The sequence below is a fragment of the Selenomonas bovis DSM 23594 genome (genome assembly GCF_000381005.1).
Lineage (GTDB): Bacteria > Bacillota > Negativicutes > Selenomonadales > Selenomonadaceae > Selenomonas_C > Selenomonas_C bovis.
On sequence record NZ_KB908415.1, the window covers coordinates 1 to 14,371 of the forward strand.

Consider the following 14,371-nt stretch of genomic DNA (forward strand, 5'->3'; position numbering starts at 1 on the left):
GGAAGTACATCCATGAGCCCATCATCTGGGGCTGGCGTAAGGACGGCAAGCACGAGTGGTACGGCGACCAGAAGCAGGTGACGGTCTTCGAGTTTGACCGCATTAAGGACTCGAAGAAAGACGGCTGCGGCCATCCGTCCTCGAAGCCCGTGCCGCTCATCGCCTATCTCATCCGGCAGTGCACGCAGACGAACGGACTCGTGCTGGACGGCTTCCTCGGCTCGGCCTCGACGCTCATCGCCTGCGAGCAGCTCGGCCGCATCTGCTATGGCGTGGAGCTCGAGCCGAAGTTCGTCGATGTCGCTGTGAAGCGTTATCTCGAGTTCCACAACGGAGACGCAGCGGATGTGTATGTCGAGCGCGAGGGGGAAAAGATTCCCTATGAGCGTGTGAAGAAAGCGGAGGAGGACAAGGCATGAGAGTATTCCTGAACCCCGGGCACGATCCGGAGTACGATAGCGGCGCTGTGAATCAGGGTATGGGACTTCGCGAATGTGATGTAGCGCACGATGTCGGCGTGCTTGTCGCGGCATACCTGGAAAAGGCTGGCTGCGAGGTGTGGATGCTGCAGAGCGATAATTTGAGCGGCGAGAGCAATTACGCAGACCGCCAGGACGCGACCGTCTGCGGTGCGGCCAATGACTGGCCCGCGGATATCTTCGTGAGCCTGCACTGCAATGCGGCGAACGCGATCGCCCGCGGCACGGAAATCTGCGTATATCGCATCGGCGGTGAAGCGGAGCGGCTCGCGGTCTGCATCCTGCACCAGATCGTAAACGCCGTCGGCACGAAGAACCGTGGTCTCAAGGAGCGCCCGGACCTCTGCGTGCTGCGCCGCACGGACATGCCGGCGGTGCTCGTCGAGATGGCGTTCATCGACAATGACAGCGACGCCCGGATACTGAGAGACAGACAGGACGATCTCGCGCGCGCCATCGCGCGGGGCGTCACGGACTATGAATCGGAGGGATGATCATGAAAATCGAAGCAGTAAAGAACGAGATGATGGAACACATCGGAGACTTCGTCCGCACCGAGGCCAAGGAAAACTTCGTGCTCTGGCTGAAGGACAAAGCGCTTCCCGCCGCCCGCGAGGTCGCGTCCGCCTACATCGCCGCCCTCGGCAAATCCGCTGAAAGCGAGACGGGCTGGTGCCGTTTCCGCGACCGCGTGTTTCTGCCGTGCGCGGTCGACGGTTTCCTGTGGCTCTGCGGCAAGTCGCTCGAGTGTATGGCGGAGAAGCAGGGGGATGGCCATGGCAATGACGCGTGAGCTTACGCTCGGCAGCCTTTTTGACGGCAGCGGCGGCTTTCCGCTCGGCGGCCTGCTCGCGGGCATCCGTCCCGTGTGGGCGTCGGAGATCGAACCGTTCCCCATCCGCGTGACGACGAGAAGATTCCCATCCGTCAGGCATTACGGGGATATCAGTGAAATGAACGGCGGCGGCATCGAGCCGGTGGACATCATCACATTCGGCTCTCCCTGCACGGATATGTCGCTCGCGGGGAAGCGGGCAGGACTGAATGGAAAGCAGTCCTGCCTTTTCTATGAGGCCGTGCGCATCGTGAAGGAAATGAGGGAGGCAACAGATGGCAGGTATCCGGGATTCATCGTATGGGAGAACGTCACAGGCGCGTTTTCCTCGAACAAGGGCGCGGATTTCCAGTCCGTGCTCGAGGCGGTCTGCTCGGTCAAAGGATACACGATTGATTCTCCTCGACCTGAGAAATGGCCGAACGCCGGAGAAATCGTGGCGGACGATTTCAGTCTCGCATGGCGGGTACTTGACGCTCAGTACTGGGGCGTTCCCCAGAGAAGAAAACGCATCTACCTTGTCGCAGATTTTACAGGACAAGGTGCCGGAAAGATACTATTTAAGTCCGAAGGCTTGCCAGGGTATTCTGGCGAGAGCTTCAAATCGTGGCAAAGAGCTGCCGGAAGTCCTGAGAATCGCTCTGGAACGTCAGGCCTGTGTCTGAACGACCAGGGCGGCAGCTGGATGGAGGTTTCAAAGGATGTAGCCGGCACGCTCCGTGCGCAGGATCACGGTCATCCTCCCGTGGCATTGCAGTCGGCGGGATTCTGTACGGAACACTCAGCCAAAGCGAGGAGCATCGGCTGCGAGGAAGAGAAAGCCCCGACCTTGAGAGCGGGCGTCGTTCCCGCGACAGTCTACGAGAATCACAGCCAGGACAGCCGCTGCGGAGGGCCGCTGTCCGTCGCGCCCGCGATAACGAGGACGTATGGAGCAGGCGGCAACAATCAGCCGCTTGTGGTTGAGGACACGAAAACATACGATGTGAGATTCACTTCCGAAGGCACGAGAAATTCCCGTCAGAATTGCTACGAAACCGACACTGCAAGAACGATAGACACCGGCGGCAACGCTCCTGATTCCAACCAAGGCGGCGTGGCGGTCGTGAACATGAAGGCTTTCGGCATCAGCTCGGATTCGAGTCACGCGATGCTGTCGGACAATCCTCATGCCGGGATATATGAAGCTGATACTTCGAGAACGCTGGATACCAGAGGCGGCGATCCTGCCTGTAATCAGGGCGGCATTGCCGTTGTGGCGATCGAGGGCAACGGAACCCGCCCATCGCACAAAGGCAGCGGCTATTCCGAGGACGGCGTCAGTTTCACATGGAACGCGACCGAGCAGCACGCTGTGGCGTTCGCCGAGAAATCCGCAGCGCTGTCGACGAATGACAGACCGAAAGGGCCGTCCAGTCAGCAGCTCGGCAATCCCGAGAACTTTGTGGCGGTCTATCATTCGAGCAAGAACTCCTATCATACGAGATTCTCGGATGAGGACGCGACGGACACGCTTGTCGCTACGGATTACAAAGATCCGCCGACCGTAACAGCCGAGCCGGAGTACATCGTCCGCAGGCTGACGCCGCTTGAATGCGCGAGACTGCAGGGCTTTCCGGACTGGTGGTGCGCGGGGCTTGAGACGGAGAATCCCTCGGAGGAGGAAATCGCGTTCTGGCGGGAGGTGTTCGAGACGCACCGCCGGATCGTGACCGGCGCGAAGAAGCCGAAGACGGACAAGCAGATCCGGAAATGGCTGCGGAACCCTCATACGGACGGCGCGGAATACAAGATGTGGGGCAACGGCGTGGCGCTTCCCTGCGTCTATTACGTCATGGCGGGCATCGCTCATTTCGCGCAGGAAACGTGATTGTATACAACACAAAGCCCTTGCTATTTCCTGCACTTTACGGGAATATGTGACTGCCAGAAGAAAAGGAGGTTTTGAAAATGGAAGTGAAATACAACGTCTGCGGCCCGCGCCGCAAGGAGATGGTCCAGGCAGTCAGCGAGGCGCTGGGTGGCTGGAGCAAGCAGTATCTGGGCGTCCCCAGCTGTTCCTATCAGGTGGGAGACTTCGAGATCACCAGGAACGGCACCCTGGTTTTTGCGGACCGTACGGATGCCGGGATGGTGGAGCAGGTTCTCGAAGCCCTGGCACAGGCGGGCTTTGCATGTGAAGAAGCAGGAAAGCCCGCGGAGCCGGAGGCGCCGGGCGAAGCGGAGCAGCCTGACGAGACAGCCGCGGCAGGAAGCGGAACAGAGGCAGAGGACAGGTCCGATGCAGCGACACTCGACGGGCTGACCGTCAGCCTGCCGAAAGAGAGCTTCACGGAGGCGGCGCTCGACAACCTCGACCGCCTGCTCGAGAGCAAGGGCAGTCTCATCCGGAAAGCCTTCGGCATCGAGGAGGCGGTCTACACGCTTACGGATGACTGCCTCACCTTTGCCTGGCTGACTGGAGACATCACGCCGGAAAAGGCGAAGGCTTGCCGGGACTTCATCGGCAGGCTCTGCGAGATGGCGAAGCGGCAGAAACGCGTCACTGCGAGGGTCAGGGCCGTTACCAATGAGAAGTACGCGTTCCGCTGCTTCCTCCTGCGGCTCGGCCTGATTGGCGCGGAGTACAAGACCACGCGGAAGATTCTCCTGCGGAACCTTTCCGGCAGCGCCGCGTGGCGCGACGGTCACGGGAAGGAGGTGCCGGGCGATGAAGTTTCCGGGTGAAGCAGGCCTCGAACGCCTGCGCCGTACCTATCCGAAAGGCACCAAGGTGCGCCTGCTCGCGATGGACGACATCCAGGCGCCGCCCGTCGGCACGAAGGGCGAGGTGCGGGGCGTGGATGACGCGGGCAGCATCCTTGTCCGCTGGGAGAGCGGCTCCTCGCTGAGTCTCATCCCCGGTGTGGATGCGTTCGAGATTTTGAAAGAAGAATAGCCGCTTTCCCCATCGGCTGCGGTCAAGTATACACGAGAATGTACTTGATAATCGTTCCCGTCAGAGTGATATATACACTAGCGAAAGGAACACACCGCAGACCGAAAGGAGAAAGCAAAATGAACGCAGCAACGGCAAGACGCATCGAGGAAATGAAGAAGCAGACCATCGGAGTGGAGGTCGAGATGTACGGCATCACCCGGGAGAAGGCGGCGAAGATTGCCGCCGGATTCTTCGGCACGGGACGCTCAGGGAATACCGCCGCCCGCAACGGCTACTGCGCCTGGAGCGCCTGGGACGGGGAGGGACGCGAATGGAAATTCCAGCGGGACGTCAGCATCAACGCCGACAGCAGCCAGCAGACGGAGCTCGTGACGCCCATCCTTCGCTACGAGGACATCCCAAAATTCCAGGAGCTCCTGCGGAAGCTCCGCCGCGCCGGGGCGAAAAGCAACCCCGCGCACACCTGCGGCATCCACATCCACATCGGCAAGGAAGGACACACGCCGCAGACCATCCGCAACCTCGCGAACCTCATGGCGGGCCACGAAAGCCTCCTGATTGCCGCGATGCGGGTAGACAGGAGCCGCATCGGCCGCTACTGCCGGACGGTGAACCGGGACTTCCTTCGCCGCCTGAACCGCGAAAAGCCGCGGACCATGCGTCGGCTCGAGGACATCTGGTACGAGGGGAACCACGCGGACAGCGGACGGCATGCCCATTACAACGAAAGCCGCTACCATTGCCTGAACCTCCACGCGGCCTTCACGAAAGGCACCATTGAGTTCCGCCTTTTCCAGTTCGCGAACCCCTCGGAAGGACGCCGCGGCGGCATCCACGGCGGAGAGATCAAGAGCTACATCCAGCTCTGCCTCGCCCTTTCCCAGGTGGCGAAGGAACTTAGGAGCGCGAGCCCCAAGGAGCCGCAGCGCGAGAATCCGAAATTCGCGATGCGCACCTGGCTGATGCGCCTCGGCTTCATCGGGGAAGAATTCGCCACGGCAAGGGAAATCCTCACGAGGAACCTTGCGGGAGACGCCGCTTTCCGCTTCGGCAGGAGCACCCCTTCCGCCTGACCGGCGCAAGGAAAAGCCCCGCCCGCCACGATGGCGGGCTTGGGGCAGTAGAAGGGATGTTCCTTCGGAAGCAGAAAGGACGGCGAAGAAGATGGAAACGAAAATCTACCTGGCTTACGGCAGCAACATGGATCTCACGCAGATGAAGGCGCGCTGCCCGGGAGCGCGGCTCCTCGGCGCGGGAAGGCTCGACGGCTGGCGGCTTCTTTTCAAGGGTTCGCTTACAGGCGCCTACGCTACCATCGAGCGGGAGGCGGGAAAGCATGTGCCTGTGCTCCTCTGGCGCGTCACGGCGGAGGACGAGAAGAGCCTCGACCGCTACGAGGGCTTTCCGGACTTCTACTACAAGCGGCAAATCCAGACCGTCACGGTGAACGCGGCGGGCAGGGACTGCGGCCGGACGCGCAGCATGGCCTACGTCATGCACGAGGAGCGGCGTTTCGGCTTGCCGCAAGAATGGTACGCCGCGCTCCTCGAACGGGCCTATGAGAACTTCGGCTTCGAGAAAGAGATCCTCCGGGAGGCCCTGGCATACACGGCGAAACACTGCTGAAAAAACAGCGGTTGTATACACGAAATTTATCGCACAGACCGCTTGCTATTATCTCCGTTTAGAGTGATATATATACACAACGAAGGGAAACACCTTCGGAGGAGAAAAAGAACCGAAACGGAGGAACCGAAAATGAAAGACTTAGCAAGAACCTACCGTCTGCCGCAGACCACGACGCCGGAAAACCTCGGGGAAGGATGGAGATGCCTTCTGACCTTCGGGAACCAGGTGCTCCTCGCGGGACACTTTTACAATAAGGGCGACCGGTGGTACGGCGCGGCCTACGAATTCACGACCGACGACCACAGCTGCGAAGGCGAGATCAGGCTGACGGCGGTCAGCGAGGCGGCCTTCGAGGATGACGGCCATGCGATCGCCTGGGCGATGAACAGCTAAGCAAGCCAAAAAAAAAAACAAACGAGCCGCCGCCCCGGAAAGGGCGGTGGCGATCGTAGTGAAATTTTCAGGAAGGAGGAGACGCTATGCGGAAACTCAGGAATTACAAGCCGACGCGGTTCATGGCGGAGGATTCCCATTACAGCAAAGAGGCGGCGGATTATGCGGTTGCCTTTATCGAGTGCCTGCACCACACGAAAGGGACGTGGGCAGGAAAGCCCTTCGAGCTCATCGACTGGCAGGAGCGCATCATCCGTGACTTGTTTGGTGTACTGAAGCCGGACGGCTGGCGGCAGTTCAACCAGGCGTACATCGAGATTCCAAAGAAGAACGGCAAGTCCGAGCTTGCCGCGGCGGTGGCGCTTCTCCTCACCTGCGGGGACGGGGAGCAGCGCGCGGAGGTCTACGGCTGCGCCTCCGACCGCCAGCAGGCGAGCATCGTGTTCGATGTCGCGGCGGACATGGTGCGTATGTGTCCGGCTCTCAGCAAGCGCGTCAAGATCCTAGGCTCGCAGAAGCGCATCATCTTCGAGCCGACGAACAGCTTCTATCAGGTGCTTTCCTCCGAAGCCTACTCGAAGCACGGATTCAACGTACACGGCGTGGTCTTTGACGAGCTGCACGCGATGCCGGACCGGAAGCTCTTCGACGTCATGACGAAAGGCTCCGGCGACGCGCGAACGCAGCCACTCTACTTTCTCATCACGACGGCCGGGACGGACACGCATTCCATCTGTTACGAGGTACACCAGAAAGCGGAGGACATTCTCTGCGGGCGCAAGCACGACAAGACGTTCTATCCCGTCATTTTCGGCGCGGGGCGCGATGAGGACTGGACGAGCGAGGAAGTCTGGAGAAAAGCCAATCCGAGCCTCGGCGAGACTATCTCCGTGGAAAAGGTCAGGGACGCCTGCGAATCGGCGCGGCAAAATCCCGGTGAGGAGAACGCCTTCCGGCAGCTCCGCCTCGACCAGTGGGTGAAGCAGTCCGTGCGCTGGATGCCGATGGAGAAATGGGATGCCTGCGCCTTTCCTGTCAATGAAAAGACACTAGAAGGACGAGCGTGCTACGGCGGGCTTGACCTTTCGTCCACGACGGACATCACGGCGTTCGTGCTCGTGTTCCCGCCGGAGGATGAGGCAGATAAATACCAGGTGCTGCCGTATTTCTGGATTCCCGAGGAAAATGTGGATCTGCGCGTAAAAAGGGACCACGTTCCCTACGACGTCTGGCGGAGGCAGGGCTTCCTGCAGACGACCGAGGGGAACGTGGTCCATTACGGTTTCATCGAGAAATTCATCGGGCAGCTCGGGGAAAGGTACAACATCCGCGAGATCGCTTTCGACCGCTGGGGTGCGGTGCAGATGACACAAAACCTCGAGGACATGGGCTTCACCGTCGTACCGTTCGGACAGGGCTACAAAGACATGAGCCCGCCGACCAAGGAACTCATGAAGCTCACGCTCGAGCAGAAAATCGCGCACGGCGGCCATCCCGTCCTGAGATGGATGATGGACAACATCTTCATCCGCACCGACCCCGCTGGGAACATCAAGGCGGACAAGGAGAAGTCGACCGAGAAAATCGACGGCGTCATCGCGACAATTATGGCGCTCGACCGGGCAATCCGGTGCGGCGGTGGCAGCGGCAACTCCGTCTACGACGAGCGCGGGCTGCTCGTACTCTAAAGGAACCACTAATTAATTCGGCACCCTGCCTTTGCGTATCTGCACTGTCCTCTCGTCGTCGACAAATCCTCAGCGTAGCTCTGCTACGCCTCCGGTTTGTCTCCTAGAGAGATACAGCGCATCTACGCAAATTCAGGGCACCTCATTTAATCAGCGGTTCCTAAAGTGTATACTTCGTGTATCGCTTGCTATTCTCTCCGTTCAGAGTGATATATGTACAGGAAGAAGGGAACCACACGAAACGGAGGAATGCAGGATGAACGAAGAAATCAAAAACGAGATTCTGGCGGTCAGAGAAACGGGAGCCACGAACATGTTCGACGTAGGAACGGTCAGGGAAATCGCGATACAGCTTGCCTTCGATGAGCTGGCGGATTTCCTCAGCGACAGGAAGAACCACAAAGCCTACTGCAATTTCATTTTGACAGGGAAATAAACGAAGCAAGCCCTTCTTCCCAGGGGAGCCGCAAGGCTCCTTTTGGTCATCTTATTTCCGGGTAACGCTTGTGGAGCCAGTTCATGAATTTCCTCCAGCCGCGGGGATGGCGGTTGCTGCCGCCGCTCTCGCGGCGCACGCCGTTTTCCTCGTACTCCAGCGACCACTGCGTGCCGTCGAGACAGTGGGAATTTTCATAGCGTTCCTTCCACGAGGAAACGTTCAGCTCGTTCCATTCAGACAGCCAGGCAGCAAGGGACAGGCCGGGGGATGGAAAGAGCGGCTGCGGCGGCACTTCTTTGCGGTAGTAAGCGCGGTCATACAGCAGGGCTTTTTCCTGCCACTTGCCGTCAGACAGAGAAAGTTCCAGAGAGTAAGATGGACCGCCGTAGCCGCCGATGTAGAAAGAAAGCTTGGAAAGCATCATGCATCACTCCTATTTTTCGTTCTTCAAGGTATAGCAAAAAGATTGTTGCATAGACGCCGCTCGTAGGGAATCTGTAGTTCTTGCAATGATTCCCTGGAAATAATCATTCACAATAAAATAAGAGGAAGCTATTGCAGCTCCCTCAGCAGTGGCGGTGAATTTTCCTACCTTCACCGACGGTCGATACCGTTGCATCTTTATTGTCCCCAGCGGAAGGGATGGCTGCAGCCACTAGTAGCAACCATATCTTTTCTTGATTTCATTATAAAGCACCCAAGTGAGTTTTTTCAAGGATTTGAGCATATTTTCTATGAATAGGGAGCGATGACAGTCCCATCGAATTCTCTATTATCGCATAGGATGGTAAAAAGCACAGGAGGTGCGCATGAATATTTTTTCCAGATTCTTTTCTCGCGACAAGCCGAGAAACTCGACAGCGGGTGCGGCTTATCAGTTCTTCTTTGGCGGGACGTCCGCGGGGCAGAATGTCAACGAGCGCACGGCGATGCAGATGACGGCGGTCTATGCCTGCGTGCGGGTGCTCGCGGAGGCGGTGGCGGGGCTGCCGCTCCATGTGTATCGGTACGGCAAAGACGGCGGCAGGGAGCGGGCGACGGAACATCCGCTGTATTTCCTGCTCCACGATGAGCCAAACCCGGAGATGACTTCGTTCATTTTCCGCGAAACGCTCATGACACATCTCTTGCTCTGGGGCAATGCCTACGCGCAGATCATCCGTAGCGGCAGGAACGATGTCGTGGCGCTCTATCCCCTGATGCCGAACCGCATGCGTGTCGACCGCGATGCGCGGGGGCGTCTCTTCTACGAGTATACGGTCATCGGGGATGAGGCGAAGACGATGAAAGGCGCGACCGTGCGGCTTTCCGCCGCCGATGTGCTCCATATCCCGGGGCTCGGCTATGACGGCATCGTCGGCTACAGTCCGATTGCCATGGCGCGGAACGCCATCGGCATGGGGCTTGCGTGCGAGTCCTATGGCGCGGCGTTCTTCGCGAACGGTGCGGCGCCCGGCGGCGTACTCGAACATCCGGGGACGCTCAAGGATCCCTCGCGGGTGCGGGCGAGCTGGGAGGCCGTCTACGGAGGCACGCATCACGCGCATCGCATCGCCGTGCTCGAGGAGGGGATGAAGTACACGCCCATCGGTATCGCGCCGAACGAGGCACAGTTCCTCGAGACGAGAAAATTCCAGATTGACGAGATTGCCCGCATTTTCCGCGTGCCGCCGCACATGGTGGGCGATCTCGAGAAATCGACATTCTCGAACATCGAGCAGCAGTCGCTCGAGTTCGTGAAATACACGCTCGCACCGTGGCTTTCCCGCTGGGAACAGGCCATGGCGCGGGCTCTTTTATTGCCGGAGGAGAAGAAGAAATGTTTCATCAAGTTCAACGTGGAGGGGCTGCTCCGGGGCGACTACCAGAGCCGCATGAACGGCTACGCGGTCGCGCGGCAGAACGGCTGGATGAGCGCCAACGATATCCGCGCGCTCGAGAACCTCGACCGCATTCCCGCGGAGGAAGGCGGCGACCTCTACCTCATCAACGGCAACATGACGAAGCTCAAGGACGCGGGACTCTTCGCGGGAAAGGAGCAGGATAGTGATGAAGAAGTTCTGGATGTGGAACCGGACGGAGGAGCAGGCGGAAACGCTGGAGCGGACGCTCGTGCTGCGCGGTGTCATCGCGGAGGACAGCTGGCTCGATGACAAAGTGACGCCGGGGCTTTTCAAGGAAGAGCTCGACGCGGGCGAGGGAAACGTCACGGTCTGGATCAACAGCCCCGGCGGCGACTGCTTCGCGGCCGCGCAGATTTACAACATGCTCGCGGCCTACAAGGGCAAGGTCACGGTCAAGGTGGACGCCGTCGCGGCTTCAGCGGCGACGGTCGTGGCGATGGCGGGCGACGAGGTGCAGATGTCTCCCGTGGCGATGATGATGATCCACAATCCCGCCATGATGGCGGCAGGCGACCATAACGATATGGCCAAGGCCATCGAGGTGTTGCGGGAGACGAAGGAAAGTATCATCAACGCCTACGCGAGCCGCACACATCTCTCGCGGGCCAAGCTCTCGAAGCTCATGGAGGACGAGACCTGGATGGACGCGAGGAAAGCAGTCGAGCTCGGCTTTGCCGACCGGATCATCGAGCCTAGGACTAGCGGCGAGAGCCTGCCGGGGGAGACGCCTGCCGCCTCGCTCTACTCGGAGCGCGAGTGCAGCCGCCGCATCATCGGCAGGCTGACGGAAAAGTACAAGCCGCCGGAAGATACAGTGAAACCTACGGAAAAAGAACACGCGCCAACCGGGCGCAGCGTAGCGGAGCTCGCGAACCGGCTCCGGCTCATCAGGCAGTTTATCTGAACAGGAGGAATCTTTATGACCATCAACGAACTTCGCGCAAAACGCGCTCAGGCCTGGGAAGGCGCCAAGGCATTTCTCGACGCCCGCCGCAATGAGAAGGGCGTTCTCTCGGCGGAGGACGACGCCGCTTACACGGCCATGGAAAAAGACATCGAGGATCTCGGAAAGGAAATCCGCCGCCTCGAGCGCCAGCGGGAAATCGAAAACGAGCTCAGCCGTCCGACGGCCGCGCCGCTCGTTCAGCCGCCGCAGTCCGCGCCCGCAGCGGAGGCGGCAATGCCCCGGGCGACGGATGAGTACAAAAAAGCGTTTTGGAACGCCATGCGCAGCCGCCAGGTCACGCCCGCGGTGAGCAACGTGCTCCAGATCGGCGCGGACGGGGACGGCGGTTATCTCGTGCCGGACGAGTTCGAGCACACGCTTGTCGACGCGCTGCAGGAGGAGAACATCTTCCGTCAGCTCGCCAAGACCATCCAGACCTCGAGCGGCGACCGCGCTATCCCTGTGGTGGCAAGCCACGGCACGGCAGAATGGATGGATGAGAACGCCCTCGTGCCGGAGAGCGACGACAAGTTCAGCCAGCTCACCATCTCGGCCTACAAGCTCGGCACGTTCATCAAGGTGTCGGACGAGCTTCTGAGCGACAGTATTTTCGACATCCCGGGCTACATTGCGTCCGAGTTCGCGCGCCGCATGGGAGCGAAGGAGGAAGAGGCGTTCTTCGTGGGCGACGGGCAGAAAAAGCCGACAGGCGTGCTCGCGGAGAAAGGCGGCGCCGAGGTCGGCGTGACGGCGGGCGCAGCCCTCAAGACGGACGACCTCATCGACCTCTTCTACGCGCTCCGCGCACCGTACCGCCGCAAGGCCGTCTGGGTGATGAACGACAGCACGGTCAAGGCCATCCGCAAGCTCAAGGACGCGAACGGGCAGTACCTCTGGCAGGCCGCCATCACGACAGGAACGCCGGACACCATCCTCAACCGTCCCGTCTACACCTCGTCCTTCGTGCCGGAAATCGCGGCGGGGAGCAAGTCCGTCCTCTTCGGCGACCTTAGCTACTACTGGATCGCCGACCGTCAGGGCCGCAGTTTCAAGCGCCTCAACGAGCTCTTCGCGACCACGGGCCAGGTCGGCTTCATGACCACCCAGCGCGTCGACGGCAAGCTCGTATTGCCGGAGGCCGTCAAGGTGCTGCAGATGGCGGCGAAATAAATGAAAGCGGCAGCTGTCACTTGCAAAGGACAGCTGCCGATGAAATTATGGATCAGCTCATTCGAGCTCGATGTCCTCCTTCGGTAATGCGGTAAGATAGATGCCGTTCTTAGCGGCGACCTTCTCGAAGGGGATCGTGTTTGCAGGATTGTAGTTTTTCAGTCGCTCCGCAGCGGCGTGAAGAAGTTCATCATCGCACACACGTTCAGTATTATCGGAAAGCGTTGGAGGATAGCACACCATGTGGGAAGCTCCTTTCCTTTGACAGTTCATTTGTATTTTTTTGACATTGTCATTGCGAAGTTCATCTTTGCTTTCATTTTAGAGGTTTCTCTTTGTAAACGCAAGGAAAGAGAATAGTTTGAGGAGGTATGCCCATGCTGGTATCCCTGGATGACGCGCGGGAGTTCCTGCGCATGGACGGCCGGGAGGATGACGGCGTCATAGCGTCCCTGCTCGCCGCGGCCGAGGCGCTTTGTCTGGATGTCCTGCGGCTTTGGGTTGCGGAGGTGCCGGAAACCGCCCTGCCTGTCCTGCGCACGGGCATCCTCTATGCGACGGCGTATCTTTACGAGCACCGCGAGGAGGCGGATCACGCGCGGCTCTTGCTGACGCTTCGCGCGCTACTCGCGGGGGAAAGGAAGGAGGAATTCTAGTGTATGTGAATATCGGAGAACTGCGGCACCGCGTCACGGTGCTGCGGCCGAGAGCCGAGCCGGACGCGTCCGGCAACCTCGTTGCGGGAGACTGTGACGAGGTTTTTTCGTGCTGGGCGAAGGTGCTGCCCTTCGCGGCGAAGATTTCGGACGGAACGGCGGAGATGGTGCGCGAGGTGGACTACCGCGTCGTGCTGCGCTACCGCGATCCGTCCAACATCCGCACGGAGGACGTCATCCTCTGGCAGGGCAGGAAGCTCTTGCCTGCCGCGCCGCCGTACCCGCTCGACGGCAAGCGGCGCTGGCTGGTTATCGAGTGCAGGGAGATGGTGGAAGATGCGTAAATATGTGTCGACGGAGAATCTCCTGCGCGGCATGGGAGAAAATGTCCTGCAGGCGGCCAAGGCGGCGCTTGCAAAAGGCGCGGAGGAAGTCGTCGCGGAGGCGAAAAGCCGCTGCCCAGTCTACAAAGGGAAAGACAGGCGCATAACGCCAGGCGCCCTGCGGGATTCCATCCATGCCGAGAAGAAAAGGAGCGGCACGCTCTACCGTATCTCCGCGGGGGCGAAGGCGCAGGACGGCACGGCCTACGGCAAGCTCGTGGAGTTCAGCCCAAAGATCAACAAGCCGTTCCTCTATCCTGCGCTCGATGCCAGACGGGACGGCGTCCGGCGCGGCATCGTGGAAGCGGTGAAGGCCGCCTTGAGGAGGAATCATTCGTGAACGTACAGGAACGCGTCTACCAGGCGCTCAGAAAGGACGCCGCGCTTGCCGGGCTGCTCGCCCGCGATCGCCGCGGCCCGTGCATCTATCACGGGAAGAGCCCGGACGCCGGGAGCTATCCCGTCCTCGTCTACTCGGTCGTCTCGGATGTACCCGCGCTCTCGGCGGACGGCGAAGAGGTCGAGCGGCGCGTGACCGTGCGCGTCCATATCCTCACGAAGGACGGCGCGGCGGATGCCATCGAGGACTGCGTGATGAAGCGGATGAAGGACATCGGTTTCCGTCGCGCCCAGTCGGTGGAATTCGCGGAGAAGAATATGTTTGTGAAGGCGATAGATTTTCGTATCGGAACAGGAGTGGAAGCATAATGGCAGAAACAGGAACGACGCCCGCCGTGAATACGGCGCCGCGCTCCAATCTCGTGAGCGGACAGTTCATCAACATCCAGAAATTTCATGTGGCGAAGCTGCTCGAGGATCCCGTCGGCGGCACGGCGGTCTATGACAAGCCCGTCAGTCTCGGCAAGGTGCTCCGCAAGATCGACATCAAGCCCAAGACGAGCCAGGCG

20 protein-coding genes and 1 pseudogene are annotated in these 14,371 nt (G+C 60.0%); 19 read left to right on the forward strand and 2 right to left on the reverse strand.

All coding sequences use genetic code 11. The features are described from left to right. From F599_RS0111715 to F599_RS0111765, 11 genes are all read left to right on the forward strand, one after another. On the forward strand, positions 1–419 hold a 419-nt coding region (locus F599_RS0111715; RefSeq protein ID WP_019543706.1), incomplete at its 5' end, for a DNA-methyltransferase. Continuing rightward, positions 416–973 (forward strand): N-acetylmuramoyl-L-alanine amidase family protein, encoded by a 558-nt coding sequence (locus F599_RS0111720; RefSeq protein ID WP_019543707.1) that lies wholly within the window; start codon positions 416–418, stop codon positions 971–973. The genes F599_RS0111715 and F599_RS0111720, both read left to right, overlap by 4 nt. Positions 974–975: 2 nt before the next feature. Beyond that, on the forward strand, positions 976–1,272 hold the full coding sequence (locus F599_RS0111725) for a hypothetical protein (protein ID WP_033369399.1): 297 nt from the start codon (positions 976–978) through the stop codon (positions 1,270–1,272). Further along, on the forward strand, positions 1,262–3,184 hold the full coding sequence (locus F599_RS0111730) for a DNA cytosine methyltransferase (RefSeq protein ID WP_019543709.1): 1,923 nt from the start codon (positions 1,262–1,264) through the stop codon (positions 3,182–3,184). The genes F599_RS0111725 and F599_RS0111730 overlap by 11 nt, the downstream gene beginning before the upstream one ends. 80 nt (positions 3,185–3,264) lie before the next feature. Further along, positions 3,265–4,041, forward strand: coding sequence for a hypothetical protein (locus F599_RS0111735; RefSeq protein ID WP_019543710.1), 777 nt, complete (start codon positions 3,265–3,267; stop codon positions 4,039–4,041). After that, a complete protein-coding gene (locus F599_RS0111740; protein ID WP_019543711.1) occupies positions 4,025–4,252 on the forward strand; it encodes a DUF4314 domain-containing protein in 228 nt (75 codons plus the stop codon). Before F599_RS0111735 ends, F599_RS0111740 begins: the two co-directional genes overlap by 17 nt. 119 nt (positions 4,253–4,371) lie before the next feature. After that, positions 4,372–5,328 carry an amidoligase family protein gene (locus tag F599_RS0111745; RefSeq protein ID WP_019543712.1) on the forward strand — a complete coding sequence of 319 codons (957 nt, stop codon included), beginning with the start codon at positions 4,372–4,374 and terminating at the stop codon, positions 5,326–5,328. Between the two features lie 91 nt (positions 5,329–5,419). After that, positions 5,420–5,881: a gamma-glutamylcyclotransferase family protein gene (locus F599_RS0111750; protein WP_019543713.1), complete on the forward strand. Its 462-nt coding sequence runs from the start codon at positions 5,420–5,422 to the stop codon at positions 5,879–5,881. Between the two features lie 132 nt (positions 5,882–6,013). Further along, positions 6,014–6,277 carry an Nmad4 family putative nucleotide modification protein gene (locus F599_RS0111755; RefSeq protein WP_019543714.1) on the forward strand — a complete coding sequence of 88 codons (264 nt, stop codon included), beginning with the start codon at positions 6,014–6,016 and terminating at the stop codon, positions 6,275–6,277. An 86-nt stretch (positions 6,278–6,363) separates the two neighbouring features. Continuing rightward, positions 6,364–7,965 carry a terminase large subunit gene (locus F599_RS0111760; protein ID WP_019543715.1) on the forward strand — a complete coding sequence of 534 codons (1,602 nt, stop codon included), beginning with the start codon at positions 6,364–6,366 and terminating at the stop codon, positions 7,963–7,965. Between the two features lie 256 nt (positions 7,966–8,221). Then, positions 8,222–8,401, forward strand: coding sequence for a DUF5049 domain-containing protein (locus F599_RS0111765; protein ID WP_019543716.1), 180 nt, complete (start codon positions 8,222–8,224; stop codon positions 8,399–8,401). 46 nt (positions 8,402–8,447) lie between these two features. Here F599_RS0111765 and F599_RS0111770 read toward each other — a convergent pair whose 3' ends face one another. After that, complete coding sequence (locus tag F599_RS0111770) at positions 8,448–8,828, reverse strand: hypothetical protein (RefSeq protein WP_020700588.1); 381 nt, start codon at positions 8,826–8,828, stop codon at positions 8,448–8,450. A 385-nt stretch (positions 8,829–9,213) separates the two neighbouring features. On the opposite strand from F599_RS0111770, the gene F599_RS0111775 reads away from it, so the two are divergent. Genes F599_RS0111775 through F599_RS0111785 form a run of 3 tightly spaced genes read left to right on the forward strand, consistent with a single transcriptional unit; the run spans position 9,214 to position 12,424 of the window. Beyond that, the gene (locus F599_RS0111775) at positions 9,214–10,557 is read left to right on the forward strand and encodes a phage portal protein (protein WP_019543718.1); all 1,344 of its coding nucleotides are present in this window, start codon (positions 9,214–9,216) and stop codon (positions 10,555–10,557) included. Next, complete coding sequence (locus F599_RS0111780; RefSeq protein ID WP_478383186.1) at positions 10,451–11,212, forward strand: head maturation protease, ClpP-related; 762 nt, start codon at positions 10,451–10,453, stop codon at positions 11,210–11,212. The genes F599_RS0111775 and F599_RS0111780 overlap by 107 nt, the downstream gene beginning before the upstream one ends. Positions 11,213–11,227: 15 nt before the next feature. After that, complete coding sequence (locus F599_RS0111785; protein WP_019543720.1) at positions 11,228–12,424, forward strand: phage major capsid protein; 1,197 nt, start codon at positions 11,228–11,230, stop codon at positions 12,422–12,424. A 57-nt stretch (positions 12,425–12,481) separates the two neighbouring features. On the opposite strand, the gene F599_RS14360 is transcribed toward F599_RS0111785, so the two are convergent. After that, positions 12,482–12,667 (reverse strand): hypothetical protein, encoded by a 186-nt coding sequence (locus tag F599_RS14360; protein ID WP_019543721.1) that lies wholly within the window; start codon positions 12,665–12,667, stop codon positions 12,482–12,484. A gap of 134 nt (positions 12,668–12,801) precedes the next feature. On the opposite strand from F599_RS14360, the gene F599_RS0111795 reads away from it, so the two are divergent. The 5 genes and pseudogenes from F599_RS0111795 to F599_RS0111815 all read left to right on the forward strand — a co-directional run. Continuing rightward, a complete protein-coding gene (locus F599_RS0111795) occupies positions 12,802–13,080 on the forward strand; it encodes a head-tail connector protein (RefSeq protein ID WP_019543722.1) in 279 nt (92 codons plus the stop codon). Continuing rightward, a complete protein-coding gene (locus F599_RS0111800; RefSeq protein WP_019543723.1) occupies positions 13,080–13,424 on the forward strand; it encodes a head-tail adaptor protein in 345 nt (114 codons plus the stop codon). The genes F599_RS0111795 and F599_RS0111800 overlap by 1 nt, the downstream gene beginning before the upstream one ends. Next, positions 13,417–13,803 (forward strand): HK97-gp10 family putative phage morphogenesis protein, encoded by a 387-nt coding sequence (locus F599_RS0111805; RefSeq protein ID WP_019543724.1) that lies wholly within the window; start codon positions 13,417–13,419, stop codon positions 13,801–13,803. Before F599_RS0111800 ends, F599_RS0111805 begins: the two co-directional genes overlap by 8 nt. After that, a complete protein-coding gene (gp17, locus tag F599_RS0111810; protein ID WP_019543725.1) occupies positions 13,800–14,171 on the forward strand; it encodes a tail completion protein gp17 in 372 nt (123 codons plus the stop codon). Before F599_RS0111805 ends, gp17 begins: the two co-directional genes overlap by 4 nt. Then, positions 14,171–14,371 (forward strand): annotated as a pseudogene (locus tag F599_RS0111815) (major tail protein); the annotation flags it as partial. The gene gp17 and the pseudogene F599_RS0111815, both read left to right, overlap by 1 nt.

What these genes read in the sequence shown, in the direction of transcription:
- F599_RS0111720 (WP_019543707.1), top strand. Translation starts at nt 416, where the DNA reads ATGAGAGTATTCCTGAACCCCGGGCACGATCCGGAGTACGATAGCGGC.
- F599_RS0111725 (WP_033369399.1), top strand. Translation starts at nt 976, where the DNA reads ATGAAAATCGAAGCAGTAAAGAACGAGATGATGGAACACATCGGAGAC.
- F599_RS0111730 (WP_019543709.1), top strand. Translation starts at nt 1,262, where the DNA reads ATGACGCGTGAGCTTACGCTCGGCAGCCTTTTTGACGGCAGCGGCGGC.
- F599_RS0111735 (WP_019543710.1), top strand. Translation starts at nt 3,265, where the DNA reads ATGGAAGTGAAATACAACGTCTGCGGCCCGCGCCGCAAGGAGATGGTC.
- F599_RS0111740 (WP_019543711.1), top strand. Translation starts at nt 4,025, where the DNA reads ATGAAGTTTCCGGGTGAAGCAGGCCTCGAACGCCTGCGCCGTACCTAT.
- F599_RS0111745 (WP_019543712.1), top strand. Translation starts at nt 4,372, where the DNA reads ATGAACGCAGCAACGGCAAGACGCATCGAGGAAATGAAGAAGCAGACC.
- F599_RS0111750 (WP_019543713.1), top strand. Translation starts at nt 5,420, where the DNA reads ATGGAAACGAAAATCTACCTGGCTTACGGCAGCAACATGGATCTCACG.
- F599_RS0111755 (WP_019543714.1), top strand. Translation starts at nt 6,014, where the DNA reads ATGAAAGACTTAGCAAGAACCTACCGTCTGCCGCAGACCACGACGCCG.
- F599_RS0111760 (WP_019543715.1), top strand. Translation starts at nt 6,364, where the DNA reads ATGCGGAAACTCAGGAATTACAAGCCGACGCGGTTCATGGCGGAGGAT.
- F599_RS0111765 (WP_019543716.1), top strand. Translation starts at nt 8,222, where the DNA reads ATGAACGAAGAAATCAAAAACGAGATTCTGGCGGTCAGAGAAACGGGA.
- F599_RS0111770 (WP_020700588.1), bottom strand. Translation starts at nt 8,828, where the DNA reads ATGATGCTTTCCAAGCTTTCTTTCTACATCGGCGGCTACGGCGGTCCA.
- F599_RS0111775 (WP_019543718.1), top strand. Translation starts at nt 9,214, where the DNA reads ATGAATATTTTTTCCAGATTCTTTTCTCGCGACAAGCCGAGAAACTCG.
- F599_RS0111785 (WP_019543720.1), top strand. Translation starts at nt 11,228, where the DNA reads ATGACCATCAACGAACTTCGCGCAAAACGCGCTCAGGCCTGGGAAGGC.
- F599_RS14360 (WP_019543721.1), bottom strand. Translation starts at nt 12,667, where the DNA reads ATGGTGTGCTATCCTCCAACGCTTTCCGATAATACTGAACGTGTGTGC.
- F599_RS0111795 (WP_019543722.1), top strand. Translation starts at nt 12,802, where the DNA reads ATGCTGGTATCCCTGGATGACGCGCGGGAGTTCCTGCGCATGGACGGC.
- F599_RS0111805 (WP_019543724.1), top strand. Translation starts at nt 13,417, where the DNA reads ATGCGTAAATATGTGTCGACGGAGAATCTCCTGCGCGGCATGGGAGAA.